The following is a 14,058-nucleotide window of genomic DNA, read 5'->3' as shown; positions in this document are numbered from 1 at the left end:
AACTTTCCCCGCCAAGTCGATGATTCGACGGGCTTTTCCCCAGAACCTCGAATTCTGTGGATAACTTTGTGGGTTAGTTGCTAACAGCGGCCGTTCCGGGCGCCACGACGCCCCGGGACCATTGCAAAAGCCGTTCCCCCCCAAATCGGTGCAATCCATATGAATCAAGCACTTAGCCGTCCATCGGGGAAACACCAAGGCACCGGAGGACTTTGTCGGTCGCCCTGGCTCGCCGGCTACAAATTGGGGATAAGTCAAAACCTGAGTGCTTACTTACCGCGCAGCTCAGGCCACCGCGGCGGCACGCTGCAGGCGCGAATAGCGATGCACTTCCTCGACCAGGGCGGACACGCTGTCGGGCGGCGTGAACTGGCTGATGCCATGGCCCAGGTTGAAGACATGGCCGTCCCAGCCGCCGTCGGCGCGCTGCGGGCGGCCGAAGCTGTCCAGCACCGCGCGGGCCTGCTCGCGCACCGCCTCGGGCGGCGCGAACAGCACATTGGGATCGAGGTTGCCCTGCAGCGCGACCTTGGCGCCGACGCTTGCGCGCGCCTGACCCAGGTTCGCGGTCCAGTCCAGGCCGACGACATCGGCGCCGGCCGCGGCGATCTCGTCCAGCCACAGCGCGCCACCCTTGGTGAACAGGATGCGCGGGATGCGCCGGCCCTCATGCTCGGTCTTCACTTGCGCCAGCACGCGCTTGGAATAGTCCAGGCTGAAGCGCTGGAACATGCCGTCGGCCAGCACGCCGCCCCAGCTGTCGAAGATCATCACCGCTTGCGCGCCGGCCTCGATCTGGGTGTTCAGGTACTGGGCCACCGCGTCGGCATTGACGGCCAGGATGCGGTGCATCAGGTCGGGGCGCGCATACATCAGGCTCTTGACCTGGCGGTAGTCGTCGGAGCCGCCGCCCTCGACCATGTAGCAGGCCAGGGTCCAGGGGCTGCCGGAGAAGCCGATCAGCGGCACCCGGCCGTTCAGGGCCTTGCGGATCGACGTCACCGCGTCGAACACATAGCGCAGCTTGGCCATGTCGGGCACCGCGAGCGCGTTCACCGCGGCCTCGTCACGCACCACTTTTTCGAACTTCGGGCCCTCGCCCTGCGCGAAGGACAGTCCCAGGCCCATCGCGTCCGGCACCGTCAGGATGTCGGAGAACAGGATGGCCGCGTCCAGCGGGTAGCGCTCCAGCGGCTGCAGGGTCACCTCGGTCGCGTAATCGGTGTTGGTGGCCAATCCCATGAAGCTGCCGGCCTTGGCGCGGGTCTCGCGGTACTCGGGCAGATAGCGGCCGGCCTGACGCATCAGCCAGATCGGGGTGTGGTCAGTGGGCTGGCGCAGACAGGCGCGCAGGAAATTGTCGTTTTGCAGCTGGGGAAAGGCGCTCATGGTCTGGCATTATCCGCTGCGGCATCGGCTTGAATCCCGCGCCGCCGGCGCCAGATATTGCCCTGCCCTGCGCTATATCAATCTAGGAGGATCCTCGATGTCCGTCATCCCGACCCTGCGCCGCAGCGCCCTGGCCGCCCTGCTGCTCGGCAGCAGCCTGATGCTCTCGGGCTGCGGCTACAACGAGTTCCAGCGCCTGGACGAGCAAGTCGGCGCCAACTGGGCCGAGGTGCTGAGCCAGTACCAGCGCCGTGCCGACCTGATCCCCAACATCGTCAACACGGTCAAGGGCGAGGCCAACTTTGAGCAGGAGACCCTGACCAAGGTGGTCGAGGCGCGCGCCAAGGCCACCAGCATCCAGGTCACGCCCGAGCTGGCCAACAACCCCGAGGCGTTGAAGAAGTTCCAGGCCGCGCAGGGCGAGCTGTCCGGCGCCTTGAGCCGCCTGCTGGTGGTCAGCGAGAACTATCCGAACCTGAAGGCCAACCAGGGCTTCCAGGATCTGCGCGTGCAGCTGGAAGGCACCGAGAACCGCATCACCGTGGCGCGCAACCGCTACATCAAGTCGGTGGCCGACTACAACGTGCACACCCGCAGCTTCCCGAACAACCTGACCGCGATGGTGTTCGGCTACCAGGTCAAGCCGAGCTTCCAGGTCGACAACGAGGCCGCGATCAAGACCGCGCCGGCGGTCAGCTTCGACAAGCCCGCGTCCAAGTAAGCCTCACCTCATCCCTCTCGCATGCGCTGGCTGCTGATGCTCCTGCTGTGCGGCTGCCAATTGCTGGCCGCCGCCCAGGAACTGCGCCCGGTGCCGGTGCTGACCGGCCGGGTGATCGATTCCACCGGTACCCTGACACAGGCGCAGCGCCAGGCGCTGGACGCCAAGCTGGCCGCCTTCGAGCGCGAGGCCGGGCCGCAGATCGTGATCCTGATGCTGGCGGGCACCGCGCCGGAGGACATCACCGACTACACGCAGCGCGTCGGCGACGCCTGGAAGCTGGGCCGGCGCGAGGTCGGCGACGGCGTGCTGATCGTCGTCGCCAAGGACGAACGCAAGGTGCGCATCGCGGTGGCCAAGGCACTGGAGGGCGCGGTGCCCGACCTGGCCGCACGCCAGATCATCCAGCAGGCGATCGCGCCCGCCTTCAAGAAGGGCGACTATGCCGGCGGGCTGAACCTGGCGCTGGACCAGCTGCAGGCGCGCATCCGCGGCGAGCAGCTGCCGGCACCACCGCAACAGCGCGAGCGCCCGACCGGCGGCACGGGCTTCGACATCGAGGAGCTGGCCGCGTTGTTCTTCATCGCGGTGCCGGTGCTGGGCGCGATCCTGACCGGCATCTTCGGCCGCAAGCTCGGCAGCCTGGCCACCGGCGGCGCGGCCGGCGTGGTCGGCTGGTTCTTCAGCACCAGTGTGCTGATCGCCGGCCTGGCCGGCGTCGCGGCCCTGGTGCTGGTCGGCGTGCTGGGCATCGGCGCGGCGCGGCGCGGCGTGCGGGGAAGCAGCGGCTACAGCGGCGGCCATGGCGGCGGGCCCATCATCTGGGGCGGCGGTGGCGGCGGCTGGAGCGGAGGGGGTGGCAGCGACAGCGGCGGCGGCTTCTCGTCCGGCGGCGGTGGCGATTTCGGCGGCGGCGGCGCCTCGGGGGATTGGTGATGGCGGGCGGCGGTGGTTTCTGGATCCGGTTCTTCAAGCACCGGCTGTGGGACGAGGCCGATGCGCGCCGCGTGCTGCCACCGGCGGCGCTGGAGCGGCTGCGCCAGCGCGTGGCCACCAGCGAGGCCGGCCACAGCGGCGAGATCCGCATCTGCGTGGAGGCCAGCCTGCCGCTGTCCTATCTGTGGCGCCGCGCCGATGCGCGCGAGCGGGCGATCGCGATGTTCGGCAAGCTGCGCGTCTGGGACACCGAGCAGAACAACGGCGTGCTGATCTACCTGCTGCTGGCCGAGCACCGCATCGAGATCGTCGCGGACCGCGGCCTGACGCAGCGGGTCGAGGCCGCGACCTGGCAGCAGATGCTGGCCGACATGAGCGCCGCCTTCAAGCGCGGCGAGTTCGAGCCCGGACTGGCCGACGCGGTGGACCGCATCGGTCGGCTGCTCGGCCAGCATTTCCCGCTGGCCGCCGGCCGGGCCAACGTCAACGAGCTGCCCGACTCACCGGCCCTGCTCTAAGCCTAGATCCGGCAGTTGACCGCTTGCCCGTCCTCGAAAGACTCGGCAAATCAATGCCCTAGTGCCCGAGCCGTACTCACCACGTCGGTGATGAACGCTGCGAACCCGCTGGTCTGGCGCTTCGGGCCGCTGGCGGCGTTGCTTCTCCTCGTGGGCAGAAGCCCACTTCGTCGGCGTGCCTTGCCCGCGTCCCGCCTCGCCAGCCCCTCGGGCTCGCCCAACTGCCGGATCTAGGCTGTGCCCGCCGCCTCGTCGTCCGGCCCCAGCAGGGTGAGGCTCTGCAGCCCGGCCCAGCTCTCGCCCGGCGCGAGCCGGATCGGGTGTTCGACCGCCGCGGCCTCGACGCACAGCATCTTGCGATAGCCGTCCGCCGGCATGTCGGCGACCTGCGCGCATTTGGCCGCGCCGGGGTTCCACACCACCGTGTCGGCAAAGCCCTGCTGGCGGATCAGCAGGCGGCGCTCCGGCCGGCCGGCGTTCTGCTCGATCAGGGTCAGGTCTTGCTGGACCTGGTGGTAGATGCGGTCCAGGTCCTCGGTGCCGGGGCTGCCGGGCAGCAGCAGGTCGGTGCGCTGCTGCTTCTCGACGCCGGCAACCGCGTCCCAGTAATGCAGGCCGGCCAGGCCGCGCAGGCTGGCATCGCTCAGCTCCTCCAGCCCCAGATAGGTGTGCAGCGCGGCTGTGAAGTCGAAGGGCGCATCGCCCTCCTGCCCCTTGTGCTCGCAGGCCAGTTCCAGCTCCAGCGTGCCGCCGGCGATGCGCACACTCAGCTCGGCCTCGAAGGCATGCGGCCAGACCATGCGGCTGGCCGCATCGTCGCTCAGGCGCAGCACCGCCAGCGCATCGTCCTCGCCCTGCTCGGCCAAGACCAGCTGCCAGGGCTTGCTGCGTGCGAAGCCATGCTTTTGCAGCGGCCCGCGCATCGCGAACTGCGGGAAGCACACCGGCACCCCGCCGCGGATCGCCTGGCCGGAGCTGAAGGCGCTCTTCGGCGACAGATACAGCTGCTCCCCGGCGCCGGCCGGCACCCAGGACACGAGATGGGCCCCATGCAGCAGCAGCACGGCGCGGGCGCCGTCGGGGGCGAGGAGTTCCAGGGCTTCGAGGCCGTGGTAATGCGAAGGGACGATGCGTTTGCTCATGTCAGAAAAAGAAAAACCCACCGGCACGCCGGTGGGTCGCACTGCCGGAGCAGAGGATTCTAGTTTTTCGCAGCGGCCGCGGGCGCACGCGGGCCGGGCAACAGGCCGTTGGGCGTGCCAGCGGTCAACAGGCGCTGGCTGGCAATGCCGGCAACATGGTGGCTGCGCTCGGTCAAGTTGTTGGCGATCTGGTCGATCACTGCCTTCACCAACAACCCCACCAGGCCGCCCTGGTTGTTGTTGTTCTGCTCGGCCGTCGAGGCGATCGCCTTGCCATCCCACAGCTGCTGACCGGTCTTGAGATCCACCAGCTTGGCCTCGACCTCGACGGTTGCATCGCTGGAGACGACCTTGTAGACCGAGCCGTAGCGCTTCACCGCCACATAGAGCGCGGCATCGGCACCGAAGATCTGGCGCAGCTTGGCTGCGTCGATCGAGTGGGCCTCGGCCGCATTGACGACACCATTCTGGCGCAGCGTCTCGTCCACCAGCGACACCGGCAGCACGTAGTAGCCCGACTCGGCCAGCGGATGGGTCAGCTGGGAGTAGACGCTGTAGGTGGCGGCAACGTCGGGCGAGTCATTCAGCGGCGGCAGGATCAGCAGGGACGCTGGCTTGGCTTCCTTGAGCGCGCTGTAGTCATATTGCTTGGCCGGTTGCGTGGCGCAGGCGGTCAGCGCCGCCAGCCCGAGCACCGCCAGCAGGCGACGGCACAGTTCGTAGGGACGGATCATGCTTGGATTTCCGATCTCTTGGGCTTCAGGTCTTGGAGGCCGGCTTGGTTGCCGCGCCACCGTTCTTGAGCAGGAAGTCGACATAGGCGGCCGACTCCGGGAACAGCTTGCGTTCGGCTTCCAGATGCGTGCGCGCGGCCTGGTCATTGCCGACCTTGCTGTACAGCAGGGCCAGATGAGCATGCAGGCCGGGTGGCGAAACCTCGCCGGCGGCCTTGTTCTTCTCCAGCTGGGCTTCCAGCGCGCCGATCTGTGCGCCGGCGTTTGCACCGCCATCCTTGAAGTACTCGTACAGCTGAGGCTGGTAGCCACTCCACTGGTACAGCGGTTTCTGAGGTGCAGCAGCGCAGGCCACCAACGAGGCAGCCAGGGCCGCCATACCCAGGCGCAATCCGAGATGACGAAGGGTCATGATAGAAACCTCGTCGCTCAACGTTGCGGACGCCAGTTACCGGCGTCGACACCGGCCACCAGGCCAGTGACGGCTTCCTTGATGGCCAGGTCCAGCACCTTGCCGTTCAGGGTCGCGTCATAGCTCGCGGTACTACCGAAGCCGGCGACCTCGCGGGTCGACAAGCTGTATTCGCCAGCGCCCTGCACCGAGAACACCACCTCGGAGGTCTGGCTGTTGACCACATTCAGCGTCACCTTGGCATAGGCCACCTGCGACTTGCCGCGGCCCAACAGGCCGAACAGTTGCTGGTCGCCCACCTCCTTGCGGCCGAACTCGGTCACCGCGCCGGTGACCAGGTAGTCGGCCCCCTTGATGTTCAGGGCACTCGCCTTGAACTGGGCCTCTTGCTTGGCCTCTTCGAGGTTGTCACGGTCCAGCACATTGAAGCGCTGAGTCTGCTGCAGATGCGCGATCAGGATGGACTTGGATTGCGAACCCAGGCGATCCACGCCATCCGAGAACAGGCCGCGCATGAAGCTGGAGCGGTTGTCGAACTTGCCCACGGCGATCGGCGCACGGGTCGCCTGTTGGGTTGGTGCGGCGACCACGGGCTTGGGCACCTCGATCGTGCGCGACTGCTCGGTTGCGGCACAACCGTACAGCGCCGAAACGGCCAGCGCCAAACCGGCCCGTTGGGCCCAGACAGAAACTTGCATAGAAGAAGACTCCCTCGATTCTTTTGCTGCCGCACGGGATTTCCGGCGGACATGTAACTGTAATGTTTCCGAATCAAGCGCCTCGAGGAGCGTGCACAAAGAACAACGGCAGGAGTGCGACTTCTCGCACATCCTGCCGTTGCTAGAACGAGCTCCGAGCGGAGCTTCGATCTGTTCTCTTTTACTTCTTGCGGAACTTGCGCAGCGCCGCGATCTGGGCGGCCATCGCGACGAACTCGCTTTGCGCGGCGGCAAAGTCGATGTCGCTCTTGGCGTTCTTCATCGCTTCCTCGGCCAGCTTCTTGGCCTCGGTCGCCTTGGCTTCGTCCAGGTCCTTGCCGCGGATGGCGGTGTCGGCCAGCACGGTGACGGTGCCCGGCTGCACTTCCAGCAGACCGCCGGCCACGAAGACGAACTCTTCGCCGCCATCGGCCTTCTCGATGCGCACGGCGCCGGGCTTGATGCGGGTGATCAGCGGGGTGTGCTGGGGCAGGATGCCCAGCTCACCGCCTTCGCCCGGCAGCGCGACGAACTTGGCCTCGCCGGAGAAGATCTGCTCCTCGGCGGACACCACGTCAACATGAATGGTTGCCATGTTCAATCTTCCTTAGCGTTCTGGTGAAAAAGCTTGGGTAAACAAGGCGCTTGCGCGCCTCTCATTACTGCAGCTTCTTCGCCTTCTCAAACGCCTCGTCGATGGTGCCGACCATGTAGAAGGCCTGCTCCGGCAGGTGGTCGCACTCGCCGGCCACGATCATCTTGAAGCCGCGGATGGTCTCCTTCAGGGGCACGTACTTACCGGGCGAACCGGTGAAGACTTCGGCCACGTGGAAGGGCTGCGACAGGAAACGCTGGATCTTGCGAGCGCGGGCCACGGCCAGCTTGTCTTCCGGCGACAGCTCGTCCATGCCCAGGATCGCGATGATGTCGCGCAGTTCCTTGTAGCGCTGCAGCACGGCCTGCACGGCGCGGGTCGTGTTGTAGTGCTCTTCGCCGACCACGTTCGGGTCCACCTGGCGCGAGGTCGAGTCCAGCGGATCGACGGCGGGGTAGATGCCCAGCGAGGCGATGTCACGCGACAGCACGACGGTGGCGTCCAGGTGGGCGAAGGTCGTCGCGGGCGACGGGTCGGTCAAGTCATCCGCAGGGACGTAGACGGCCTGGATCGAGGTGATCGAGCCGACCTTGGTCGACGTGATCCGCTCTTGCAGACGGCCCATTTCCTCGGCCAGCGTCGGCTGGTAGCCCACGGCGGAAGGCATGCGGCCCAGCAGCGCGGACACTTCGGTACCGGCCAGGGTGTAGCGGTAGATGTTGTCCACGAAGAACAGCACGTCCTTGCCTTCGTCGCGGAAGGACTCGGCGATGGTCAGGCCGGTCAGGGCCACGCGCAGACGGTTGCCCGGCGGCTCGTTCATCTGGCCATAGACCATGGCGACCTTGGACTGGTCCAGGTTCTCCAGGTTCACGACGCCCGAATCGGCCATCTCGTGATAGAAGTCGTTGCCCTCGCGGGTACGCTCGCCCACACCAGCGAACACCGACAGACCGCTGTGGGCCTTGGCGATGTTGTTGATGAGTTCCATCATGTTCACGGTCTTGCCGACGCCGGCGCCGCCGAACAGACCCACCTTGCCGCCCTTGGCGAACGGGCAGATCAGGTCGATCACCTTGATGCCGGTTTCCAGCAGATCCTGCGAGGGGCTCAGCTCGTCGTAGGACGGGGCTGCGCGGTGGATCGAGGCTGTCAGCGAGGACGACACGTCGCCGCGCTCGTCGATCGGGTTGCCCAGCACGTCCATGATGCGACCCAGGGTGGCCTTGCCCACCGGCACCTGGATGGTGTCGCCGGTGTTGTAGACCTCGGTGCCGCGGCGCAGGCCGTCGGACGAACCCAGAGCAATGGTACGCACCACGCCGTCGCCCAGCTGCTGCTGGACTTCCAGCGTCAGCGCCGAGCCCTGCATCTTCAGTGCGTCGTAGACCTTGGGCATCTGGTCGCGCGGGAACTCCACGTCCACCACGGCGCCGATGCACTGAACGATCTTGCCCACTTGTTGAGTGTTAGCCATTTCTTCGTTCCTTCAATTCCAAAAACTTGTAGCGTTCGCTTGAGCGTCGGTCGATCAGCCCACGGCGGCCGCGCCACTGACGATTTCAGACAGTTCCTTGGTGATCGCGGCCTGGCGGGTCTTGTTGTAGACCAGCTTCAGCTCACCGATCAGGGTGCCTGCGTTGTCGGTAGCGGCCTTCATGGCCACCATGCGTGCCGACTGCTCGGACGCCATGTTTTCGGCCACAGCCTGGTAGACCAGGGCCTCGGTGTAGCGCAGCAGCAGCTCGTCGATGACGGTGGCGGCGTCCGGCTCGTAGAGGTAGTCCCACGAATGCTTGCCGGCGCCTTCCGTCTGCATGCCCTCGGTGTTCAGCGGCAGCAGCTGCTGCACCACCGGCTCTTGCTTCATCGTGTTGATGAAGCGGGTGTAGCAGAGGTAGACGGCGCTGAGCTTGCCTTCGGCATACGCGTCCAGCAGCACCTTGACCGGGCCGATCAGCTTCTCGATGTGCGGCTGGTCGCCCAGCTGCGTCACCTGCGAAACCACCTTGGCGCCAACGCGGTTCATGAAACCCAGGCCCTTGTTGCCGATGGCGACCACCTCGGCCTTCTGGCCGGCGGCTTCCAGCTCCTTGAGCTTGGTCGTCGTCGCGCGCAGCAGGTTGGTGTTCAGGCCACCGCACAGGCCCTTGTCGGTCGTCACCACCACGAAGCCCACCGACTTGGCCTGGTCATTGCTGACCAGGAAGGGGTGCTTGTATTCGGGGTTGGCCTTGGCGAGGTTGGCGGCGATGTTGCCGATCTTCTCGCTGTAGGGCCGGGCCGAACGCATCCGCTCCTGCGCCTTGCGCATCTTGGAGGCGGCGACCATTTCCATGGCCTTGGTGATCTTCTTGGTGTTCTCGACCGACTTGATCTTGCCGCGAATTTCCTTGCTTGATGCCATGATTTCTCCTGTTAGGGCCGGGCGGTTTCTTGCGTCACCGCCCGGTCATGGTCATTAGGCGAAGGACTTCTTGAAGGAAGTGATCGCGGCGTTCAGCTCGGCTTCGGCATCCTTGTCCATGGCCTTGTCGGCTTCCAGCTTGGCCAGCAGGGCGGCGTGGCTGGTCTTCAGGAACTGGTGCAGGCCGTGCTCGAAAGCCAGGACCTTCTTCACCTCGATGCTGTCCATGAAGCCCTTGTTCACCGCGTACAGCGAGGCGCCCATCAGGCTGATCGACTGCGGCGAGTACTGGGCCTGCTTCAGCAGCTCGGTCACGCGGGCACCGCGGTCCAGCTGCTTGCGGGTCGACTCGTCCAGATCGGAAGCGAACTGCGCGAACGCGGCCAGCTCACGGTACTGGGCCAGGTCGGTACGGATACCGCCGGACAGCGACTTGATCAGCTTGGTCTGGGCAGCGCCACCGACGCGCGACACCGAGATACCGGCGTTGATCGCGGGACGGATGCCGGCGTTGAACAGGTTGGTTTCCAGGAAGATCTGGCCGTCGGTGATCGAGATCACGTTGGTCGGCACGAAGGCGGACACGTCACCGGCTTGGGTCTCGATGATCGGCAGCGCGGTCAGCGAACCGGTCTTGCCCTTCACTTCGCCCTTGGTGAATGCCTCGACATAGTCGGCGTTCACGCGAGCGGCACGCTCCAGCAGACGGCTGTGGAGATAGAACACGTCGCCGGGGAAGGCTTCGCGGCCCGGGGGACGGCGCAGCAGCAGCGAGACCTGGCGGTAGGCCACGGCCTGCTTGGACAGATCGTCATAGACGATCAGCGCGTCTTGACCGCGGTCGCGGAAGTATTCGCCCATCGTGCAGCCCGAGTAGGCCGACACGTACTGCATCGCAGCGGATTCGGACGCCGAGGCGGCCACGACGATGGTGTATTCCATCGCGCCGGCCTGCTCCAGAGCGCGCACCACGTTCTTGATCGACGAAGCCTTCTGGCCGATCGCAACGTAGACGCAGGTCATGTTCTGACCCTTCTGGTTGATGATGGCGTCGATGGCCACGGCGGTCTTGCCGGTCTGGCGGTCGCCGATGATCAGCTCGCGCTGGCCACGGCCGACCGGCACCATCGAGTCGATCGACTTCAGGCCGGTCTGCACCGGCTGGTCCACCGACTTACGCGCGATCACGCCGGGAGCGACCTTCTCGATCACGTCCGTCATCTTGGCGTTGATCGGGCCCTTGCCGTCGATCGGCTGACCCAGCGCGTTCACCACGCGGCCGATCAGCTCGGGGCCGACCGGCACTTCCAGGATGCGGCCCGTGCACTTGACGGTGTCGCCTTCGGAGATGTGCTCGTAGGCACCCAGAATCACGGCGCCGACGGAGTCGCGCTCGAGGTTCAGGGCCAGGCCATAGGCCGGCTGACCGCTGGCGTCGGCCGGGAACTCCAGCATTTCGCCTTGCATCACGTCGGACAGGCCGTGCACGCGCACGATACCGTCGGACACGGACACCACGGTGCCCTGGTTACGGACGTCCGTCGAGGCGCCAAGGCCCTCGATGCGGCTCTTGATCAGTTCGGAAATTTCAGCAGGATTCAATTGCATTGCTTGCTCCCATCTGGTCTAGCGTCTGTTACCAGAGCGCGGGGTGACACAGGGGTGATTCGGTCAGTGTCGTCGCGCTTGATCTCAAGCGGTGAGCGCCACCTTCATGCGTTCCAGGCGGGCCTTGACCGAGGTGTCCAGCACCTCGTCGCCGACCACCACGCGGATGCCGCCGATCAGGGAAGGCTCCAGCTGCACATGGGCTTCGAGCTTGCGACCGAAGCGCTTCTCCAGCGTCGCCACCACGTCGCTCAGCTGAGCGGCATCGATGGGATAGGCACTGAAGATCTGCGCATCAGCCACGCCGGCCGCGGCATTGGCCAGGGCATGGAATTGCCCGACCACCGCCGGCAGCGCCGCCAGACGCCCGTTCTCGATCACCGCGCGCAGGAAGTTCTGCACCCCAGGGGCCAGGTCTTGCTTGGCGGCGGCCGCGACGACGGCGAACACCTGCTCGGACGAGACCTTGGGGTTGTCGGCGAACTGGCGCAGCTCGCCGTCCTGCGCGATCTGGGCCAGCAGGTCGAGCTGCCGGCTCCAGGCCTTCACATCATGCTGCTTGGCGACCTGATAGAGCGCTTCGGCGTAGGGACGGGCAATGGTTGCGAGCTCAGCCATGATTACAGCTCCGTCTTCAGACGGCCCAGCAGCTCTGCGTGCACGGAGGCGTTGACCTCGCGCTGCAGGATCTGCTCGGCACCCTTGACGGCCAGCGCAGCGACCTGCTCGCGCAGGGCTTCGCGGGCACGGGTGGCCTGCTGGTCGGCGTCCGCCTTGGCGGCGGCCACGATCTTGGCGCCCTCTTCGGTGGCCTTGGCACGCGCCTCGTCGACGATGGCGGCGGCACGCTTCTCCGCGTCGGACAGCAGCTTGGCGGTCTCGTTGCGGGTGGCGGCCAGTTGCTCGTCGACGCGCTTGTTGGCCGAAGCCAGCTCGGTCTTGGCCTTGTCGGCCGCGGCCAGGCCGTCAGCGATCTTCTGAGCACGTTCGTCCAGCGCCTTGGTGATGGGGGGCCACACGAAGCGCATGGTGAACCACACCAGGATCGCGAAGACGATCGCCTGGATGAACAATGTTGCGTTGATATTCACGGCACGATCCTTTCAGTCGTGAAAGGTTTCGGGCGGATTACTTCAGCACGAACGGGTTCGCGAAGGCGAACAGCAGAGCGATAGCCACGCCGATCAGGAAGGCAGCGTCGATCAGACCGGCCAAGATGAACATCTTGGTTTGCAGTTCGTTCATCAGCTCGGGCTGGCGAGCCGAGGACTCCAGGAACTTGCCGCCCATCAGCGCGATGCCGATGGAAGCGCCGATGGCGCCCAGACCAACGATGATGCCGCAAGCCAGTGCCACGAGGCCGAGGATGTTTTCCATTGTTTGCTCCTAGAGAAAAAGAAAGAGAGAAAGAAAAGAGAGAACTACTAACTCGCCAAGAATCAGTGCGCGTCGTGCGCCTGACCGATATAGATCAGCGTCAGCATCATGAAGATGAAGGCTTGCAGCGTGATCACCAGAATGTGGAACAGCGTCCACACCGTACCGGCAATGATGTGGCCGATGGCCAGACCGATGCCCGTAGCCGTCATAGCGAACGCACCACCCATCAGCGCGATCAGCATGAACACGAGTTCGCCGGCAAACATATTGCCGAACAGCCGCATGCCGTGCGAGACCGTCTTGGCGACGAACTCGATCACCTGCATGGCGAAGTTGAAGGGCCACAGGGCCGGATGGGCGCCGAAGGGAGCCGAGATCAGCTCATGACCCCAGCCGCCCAGGCCCTTGATCTTGATGTTGTAGAAGAAGCAGATCAGCAGCACGCTGGTCGACAGGCCCAGGGTGGTGGACAGATCGGCGGTCGGCACGACGCGCATGTAGTCCTTGAAGCCCAGGGCCGGACCGGCGCTGTGCCAGATCGCGGGGATCAGGTCGACCGGCAGCATGTCCATGGCGTTCATCAGGAAGATCCAGACGAACACGGTCAGGGCCAGCGGCGAGACCAGCTTGCGGCTCTTGGCGTTGTGGATCACGCCCTTGGCCTGGTTCTCGACCATCTCGGACAGGATCTCGACCGCGGCCTGGAAGCGGCCCGGCACACCCGAGGTGGCCTTGCGCGCGGCGCGCCACAGCAGGAAGCAGCCCAGGGCACCCAGCACAACGGAGAAGAACACCGAGTCCAGGTTGAACAGGCTGAAGTCGACGATGTCCTTCTGCTTGACGCTCTCGAACGAGAAGTTCTTCTGCAGATGTTGCAGGTGGTGAGTGATGTACTCACCAGCGCTGGGCGCGTGTCCTTCGGCAGCCATTTCTAGTTTCCGTCGCTAATTTTTTTGAATCGACCCTGAACAAACAGAGCCAGCCAATTAACCTTCAGGCTCACGATCATGGTCAACAGCAGGGCCGGCCAACTCAGATCGCTTGCAGTCTTGACCACCGCCACCAGGATGGCAATGACCATAAAAATCTTGATCAGCTCCCAGATCATCATCGAGAGCAACGCCGCTCCCGCATGACCCACCGGTTGCCGGGTCGTGCCCCATGCCATCAAGGCATTCGGCACCACCACCGCGATCGCGCCATACAGCGCCGACCACGCCTTGCCGCTCTCCTGCGTGAACAACCACCAGAGCGCGGCGCAAACCAAACCCGCGGCGGCCTGGGCCGCCACCACCCGCCAGGGCGAGAGGATCGAGGGTTTTCTGGCTCGCAGGTCCTGGGCTTCTTCTCGCGTCAGGGCCTTGAAAGCCGCTTCGTCGTCCGCATGTTCCTGACTGTCGTCATCCCAAGCGGGCTGCGCGGCTCGGTTCGGTGCGCGCTTCTCGTTCGGGTTCACTTCGATCTAGGGGGCGGTCGGCAAAACCCAAAGATTATATGTGGAAACCCGCAGGTCCCCGA

Annotated in this window: 17 protein-coding genes; 3 read left to right on the top strand and 14 right to left on the bottom strand. The window is 65.4% G+C overall.

Going from position 1 to position 14,058, the window contains the following annotated elements:
• Window positions 1-285: 285 nt before the first annotated feature.
• The gene (hemE, locus tag G8A07_RS03150) at window positions 286-1,389 is read right to left on the bottom strand and encodes a uroporphyrinogen decarboxylase (protein ID WP_195795673.1); all 1,104 of its coding nucleotides are present in this window, start codon (window positions 1,387-1,389) and stop codon (window positions 286-288) included.
• A 97-nt stretch (window positions 1,390-1,486) separates the two neighbouring features.
• Between hemE and G8A07_RS03145 the strand changes: the two genes are divergently transcribed.
• From G8A07_RS03145 to G8A07_RS03135, 3 genes are read left to right on the top strand one after another with little or no spacing between them, the layout of a single operon-like run.
• A complete protein-coding gene (locus tag G8A07_RS03145) occupies window positions 1,487-2,110 on the top strand; it encodes a LemA family protein (RefSeq protein WP_195795672.1) in 624 nt (207 codons plus the stop codon).
• A gap of 21 nt (window positions 2,111-2,131) precedes the next feature.
• Complete coding sequence (locus G8A07_RS03140) at window positions 2,132-3,046, top strand: YgcG family protein (protein WP_195795671.1); 915 nt, start codon at window positions 2,132-2,134, stop codon at window positions 3,044-3,046.
• Window positions 3,046-3,564, top strand: coding sequence for a TPM domain-containing protein (locus tag G8A07_RS03135; protein WP_195795670.1), 519 nt, complete (start codon window positions 3,046-3,048; stop codon window positions 3,562-3,564). Before G8A07_RS03140 ends, G8A07_RS03135 begins: the two co-directional genes overlap by 1 nt.
• Before the next feature lie 230 nt (window positions 3,565-3,794).
• Here the strand turns inward: G8A07_RS03135 and G8A07_RS03130 are convergent, their stop codons facing one another.
• The 13 genes from G8A07_RS03130 to G8A07_RS03070 all read right to left on the bottom strand — a co-directional run bounded on the left by G8A07_RS03130 (window position 3,795) and on the right by G8A07_RS03070 (window position 13,996).
• Window positions 3,795-4,706, bottom strand: a complete 912-nt coding sequence (locus G8A07_RS03130) for a D-hexose-6-phosphate mutarotase (RefSeq protein ID WP_195795669.1) — start codon at window positions 4,704-4,706, stop codon at window positions 3,795-3,797.
• A 59-nt stretch (window positions 4,707-4,765) separates the two neighbouring features.
• Entirely contained in the window at window positions 4,766-5,440 is a 675-nt protein-coding gene (locus tag G8A07_RS03125) for a DUF799 domain-containing protein (protein ID WP_195795668.1), read from the bottom strand.
• A gap of 25 nt (window positions 5,441-5,465) precedes the next feature.
• The gene (locus tag G8A07_RS03120; RefSeq protein WP_195795667.1) at window positions 5,466-5,852 is read right to left on the bottom strand and encodes a DUF4810 domain-containing protein; all 387 of its coding nucleotides are present in this window, start codon (window positions 5,850-5,852) and stop codon (window positions 5,466-5,468) included.
• Window positions 5,853-5,869: 17 nt separating this feature from the next.
• Window positions 5,870-6,550 carry a CsgG/HfaB family protein gene (locus G8A07_RS03115; RefSeq protein WP_195795666.1) on the bottom strand — a complete coding sequence of 227 codons (681 nt, stop codon included), beginning with the start codon at window positions 6,548-6,550 and terminating at the stop codon, window positions 5,870-5,872.
• A 181-nt stretch (window positions 6,551-6,731) separates the two neighbouring features.
• The gene (locus tag G8A07_RS03110; RefSeq protein ID WP_195795665.1) at window positions 6,732-7,145 is read right to left on the bottom strand and encodes a F0F1 ATP synthase subunit epsilon; all 414 of its coding nucleotides are present in this window, start codon (window positions 7,143-7,145) and stop codon (window positions 6,732-6,734) included.
• A 64-nt stretch (window positions 7,146-7,209) separates the two neighbouring features.
• Window positions 7,210-8,622 carry a F0F1 ATP synthase subunit beta gene (gene atpD, locus G8A07_RS03105; RefSeq protein WP_195795664.1) on the bottom strand — a complete coding sequence of 471 codons (1,413 nt, stop codon included), beginning with the start codon at window positions 8,620-8,622 and terminating at the stop codon, window positions 7,210-7,212.
• 54 nt (window positions 8,623-8,676) lie between these two features.
• A complete protein-coding gene (atpG, locus tag G8A07_RS03100) occupies window positions 8,677-9,552 on the bottom strand; it encodes a F0F1 ATP synthase subunit gamma (protein WP_195795663.1) in 876 nt (291 codons plus the stop codon).
• A 54-nt stretch (window positions 9,553-9,606) separates the two neighbouring features.
• A complete protein-coding gene (gene atpA / locus G8A07_RS03095) occupies window positions 9,607-11,160 on the bottom strand; it encodes a F0F1 ATP synthase subunit alpha (RefSeq protein WP_195795662.1) in 1,554 nt (517 codons plus the stop codon).
• Between the two features lie 84 nt (window positions 11,161-11,244).
• Window positions 11,245-11,778, bottom strand: coding sequence for a F0F1 ATP synthase subunit delta (locus tag G8A07_RS03090; RefSeq protein WP_195795661.1), 534 nt, complete (start codon window positions 11,776-11,778; stop codon window positions 11,245-11,247).
• Window positions 11,779-11,780: 2 nt separating this feature from the next.
• Window positions 11,781-12,251: a F0F1 ATP synthase subunit B gene (locus G8A07_RS03085; protein ID WP_195795660.1), complete on the bottom strand. Its 471-nt coding sequence runs from the start codon at window positions 12,249-12,251 to the stop codon at window positions 11,781-11,783.
• A 37-nt stretch (window positions 12,252-12,288) separates the two neighbouring features.
• Window positions 12,289-12,537, bottom strand: a complete 249-nt coding sequence (gene atpE, locus G8A07_RS03080; RefSeq protein WP_105261674.1) for a F0F1 ATP synthase subunit C — start codon at window positions 12,535-12,537, stop codon at window positions 12,289-12,291.
• Window positions 12,538-12,599: 62 nt separating this feature from the next.
• Window positions 12,600-13,469: a F0F1 ATP synthase subunit A gene (gene atpB, locus G8A07_RS03075; protein WP_195795659.1), complete on the bottom strand. Its 870-nt coding sequence runs from the start codon at window positions 13,467-13,469 to the stop codon at window positions 12,600-12,602.
• Window positions 13,470-13,471: 2 nt separating this feature from the next.
• On the bottom strand, window positions 13,472-13,996 hold the full coding sequence (locus tag G8A07_RS03070; protein WP_195795658.1) for an ATP synthase subunit I: 525 nt from the start codon (window positions 13,994-13,996) through the stop codon (window positions 13,472-13,474).
• Window positions 13,997-14,058 lie beyond the last annotated feature (62 nt).

This window comes from Roseateles sp. DAIF2, assembly GCF_015624425.1.
Taxonomy (GTDB): domain Bacteria; phylum Pseudomonadota; class Gammaproteobacteria; order Burkholderiales; family Burkholderiaceae_C; genus Kinneretia.
The sequence above is the reverse complement of the archived record's forward strand: the minus strand, read 5'-3'. Positions and strand labels throughout refer to the sequence as shown.

Excerpts from the sequence above, each read along its gene's own strand:
- atpG (WP_195795663.1), bottom strand. The coding sequence starts at position 9,552 with ATGGCATCAAGCAAGGAAATTCGCGGCAAGATCAAGTCGGTCGAGAAC.
- atpB (WP_195795659.1), bottom strand. The coding sequence starts at position 13,469 with ATGGCTGCCGAAGGACACGCGCCCAGCGCTGGTGAGTACATCACTCAC.
- G8A07_RS03135 (WP_195795670.1), top strand. The coding sequence starts at position 3,046 with ATGGCGGGCGGCGGTGGTTTCTGGATCCGGTTCTTCAAGCACCGGCTG.
- atpD (WP_195795664.1), bottom strand. The coding sequence starts at position 8,622 with ATGGCTAACACTCAACAAGTGGGCAAGATCGTTCAGTGCATCGGCGCC.
- G8A07_RS03140 (WP_195795671.1), top strand. The coding sequence starts at position 2,132 with ATGCGCTGGCTGCTGATGCTCCTGCTGTGCGGCTGCCAATTGCTGGCC.
- hemE (WP_195795673.1), bottom strand. The coding sequence starts at position 1,389 with ATGAGCGCCTTTCCCCAGCTGCAAAACGACAATTTCCTGCGCGCCTGT.
- G8A07_RS03130 (WP_195795669.1), bottom strand. The coding sequence starts at position 4,706 with ATGAGCAAACGCATCGTCCCTTCGCATTACCACGGCCTCGAAGCCCTG.
- G8A07_RS03090 (WP_195795661.1), bottom strand. The coding sequence starts at position 11,778 with ATGGCTGAGCTCGCAACCATTGCCCGTCCCTACGCCGAAGCGCTCTAT.
- G8A07_RS03110 (WP_195795665.1), bottom strand. The coding sequence starts at position 7,145 with ATGGCAACCATTCATGTTGACGTGGTGTCCGCCGAGGAGCAGATCTTC.
- atpE (WP_105261674.1), bottom strand. The coding sequence starts at position 12,537 with ATGGAAAACATCCTCGGCCTCGTGGCACTGGCTTGCGGCATCATCGTT.
- G8A07_RS03120 (WP_195795667.1), bottom strand. The coding sequence starts at position 5,852 with ATGACCCTTCGTCATCTCGGATTGCGCCTGGGTATGGCGGCCCTGGCT.
- G8A07_RS03145 (WP_195795672.1), top strand. The coding sequence starts at position 1,487 with ATGTCCGTCATCCCGACCCTGCGCCGCAGCGCCCTGGCCGCCCTGCTG.
- G8A07_RS03115 (WP_195795666.1), bottom strand. The coding sequence starts at position 6,550 with ATGCAAGTTTCTGTCTGGGCCCAACGGGCCGGTTTGGCGCTGGCCGTT.
- G8A07_RS03125 (WP_195795668.1), bottom strand. The coding sequence starts at position 5,440 with ATGATCCGTCCCTACGAACTGTGCCGTCGCCTGCTGGCGGTGCTCGGG.
- atpA (WP_195795662.1), bottom strand. The coding sequence starts at position 11,160 with ATGCAATTGAATCCTGCTGAAATTTCCGAACTGATCAAGAGCCGCATC.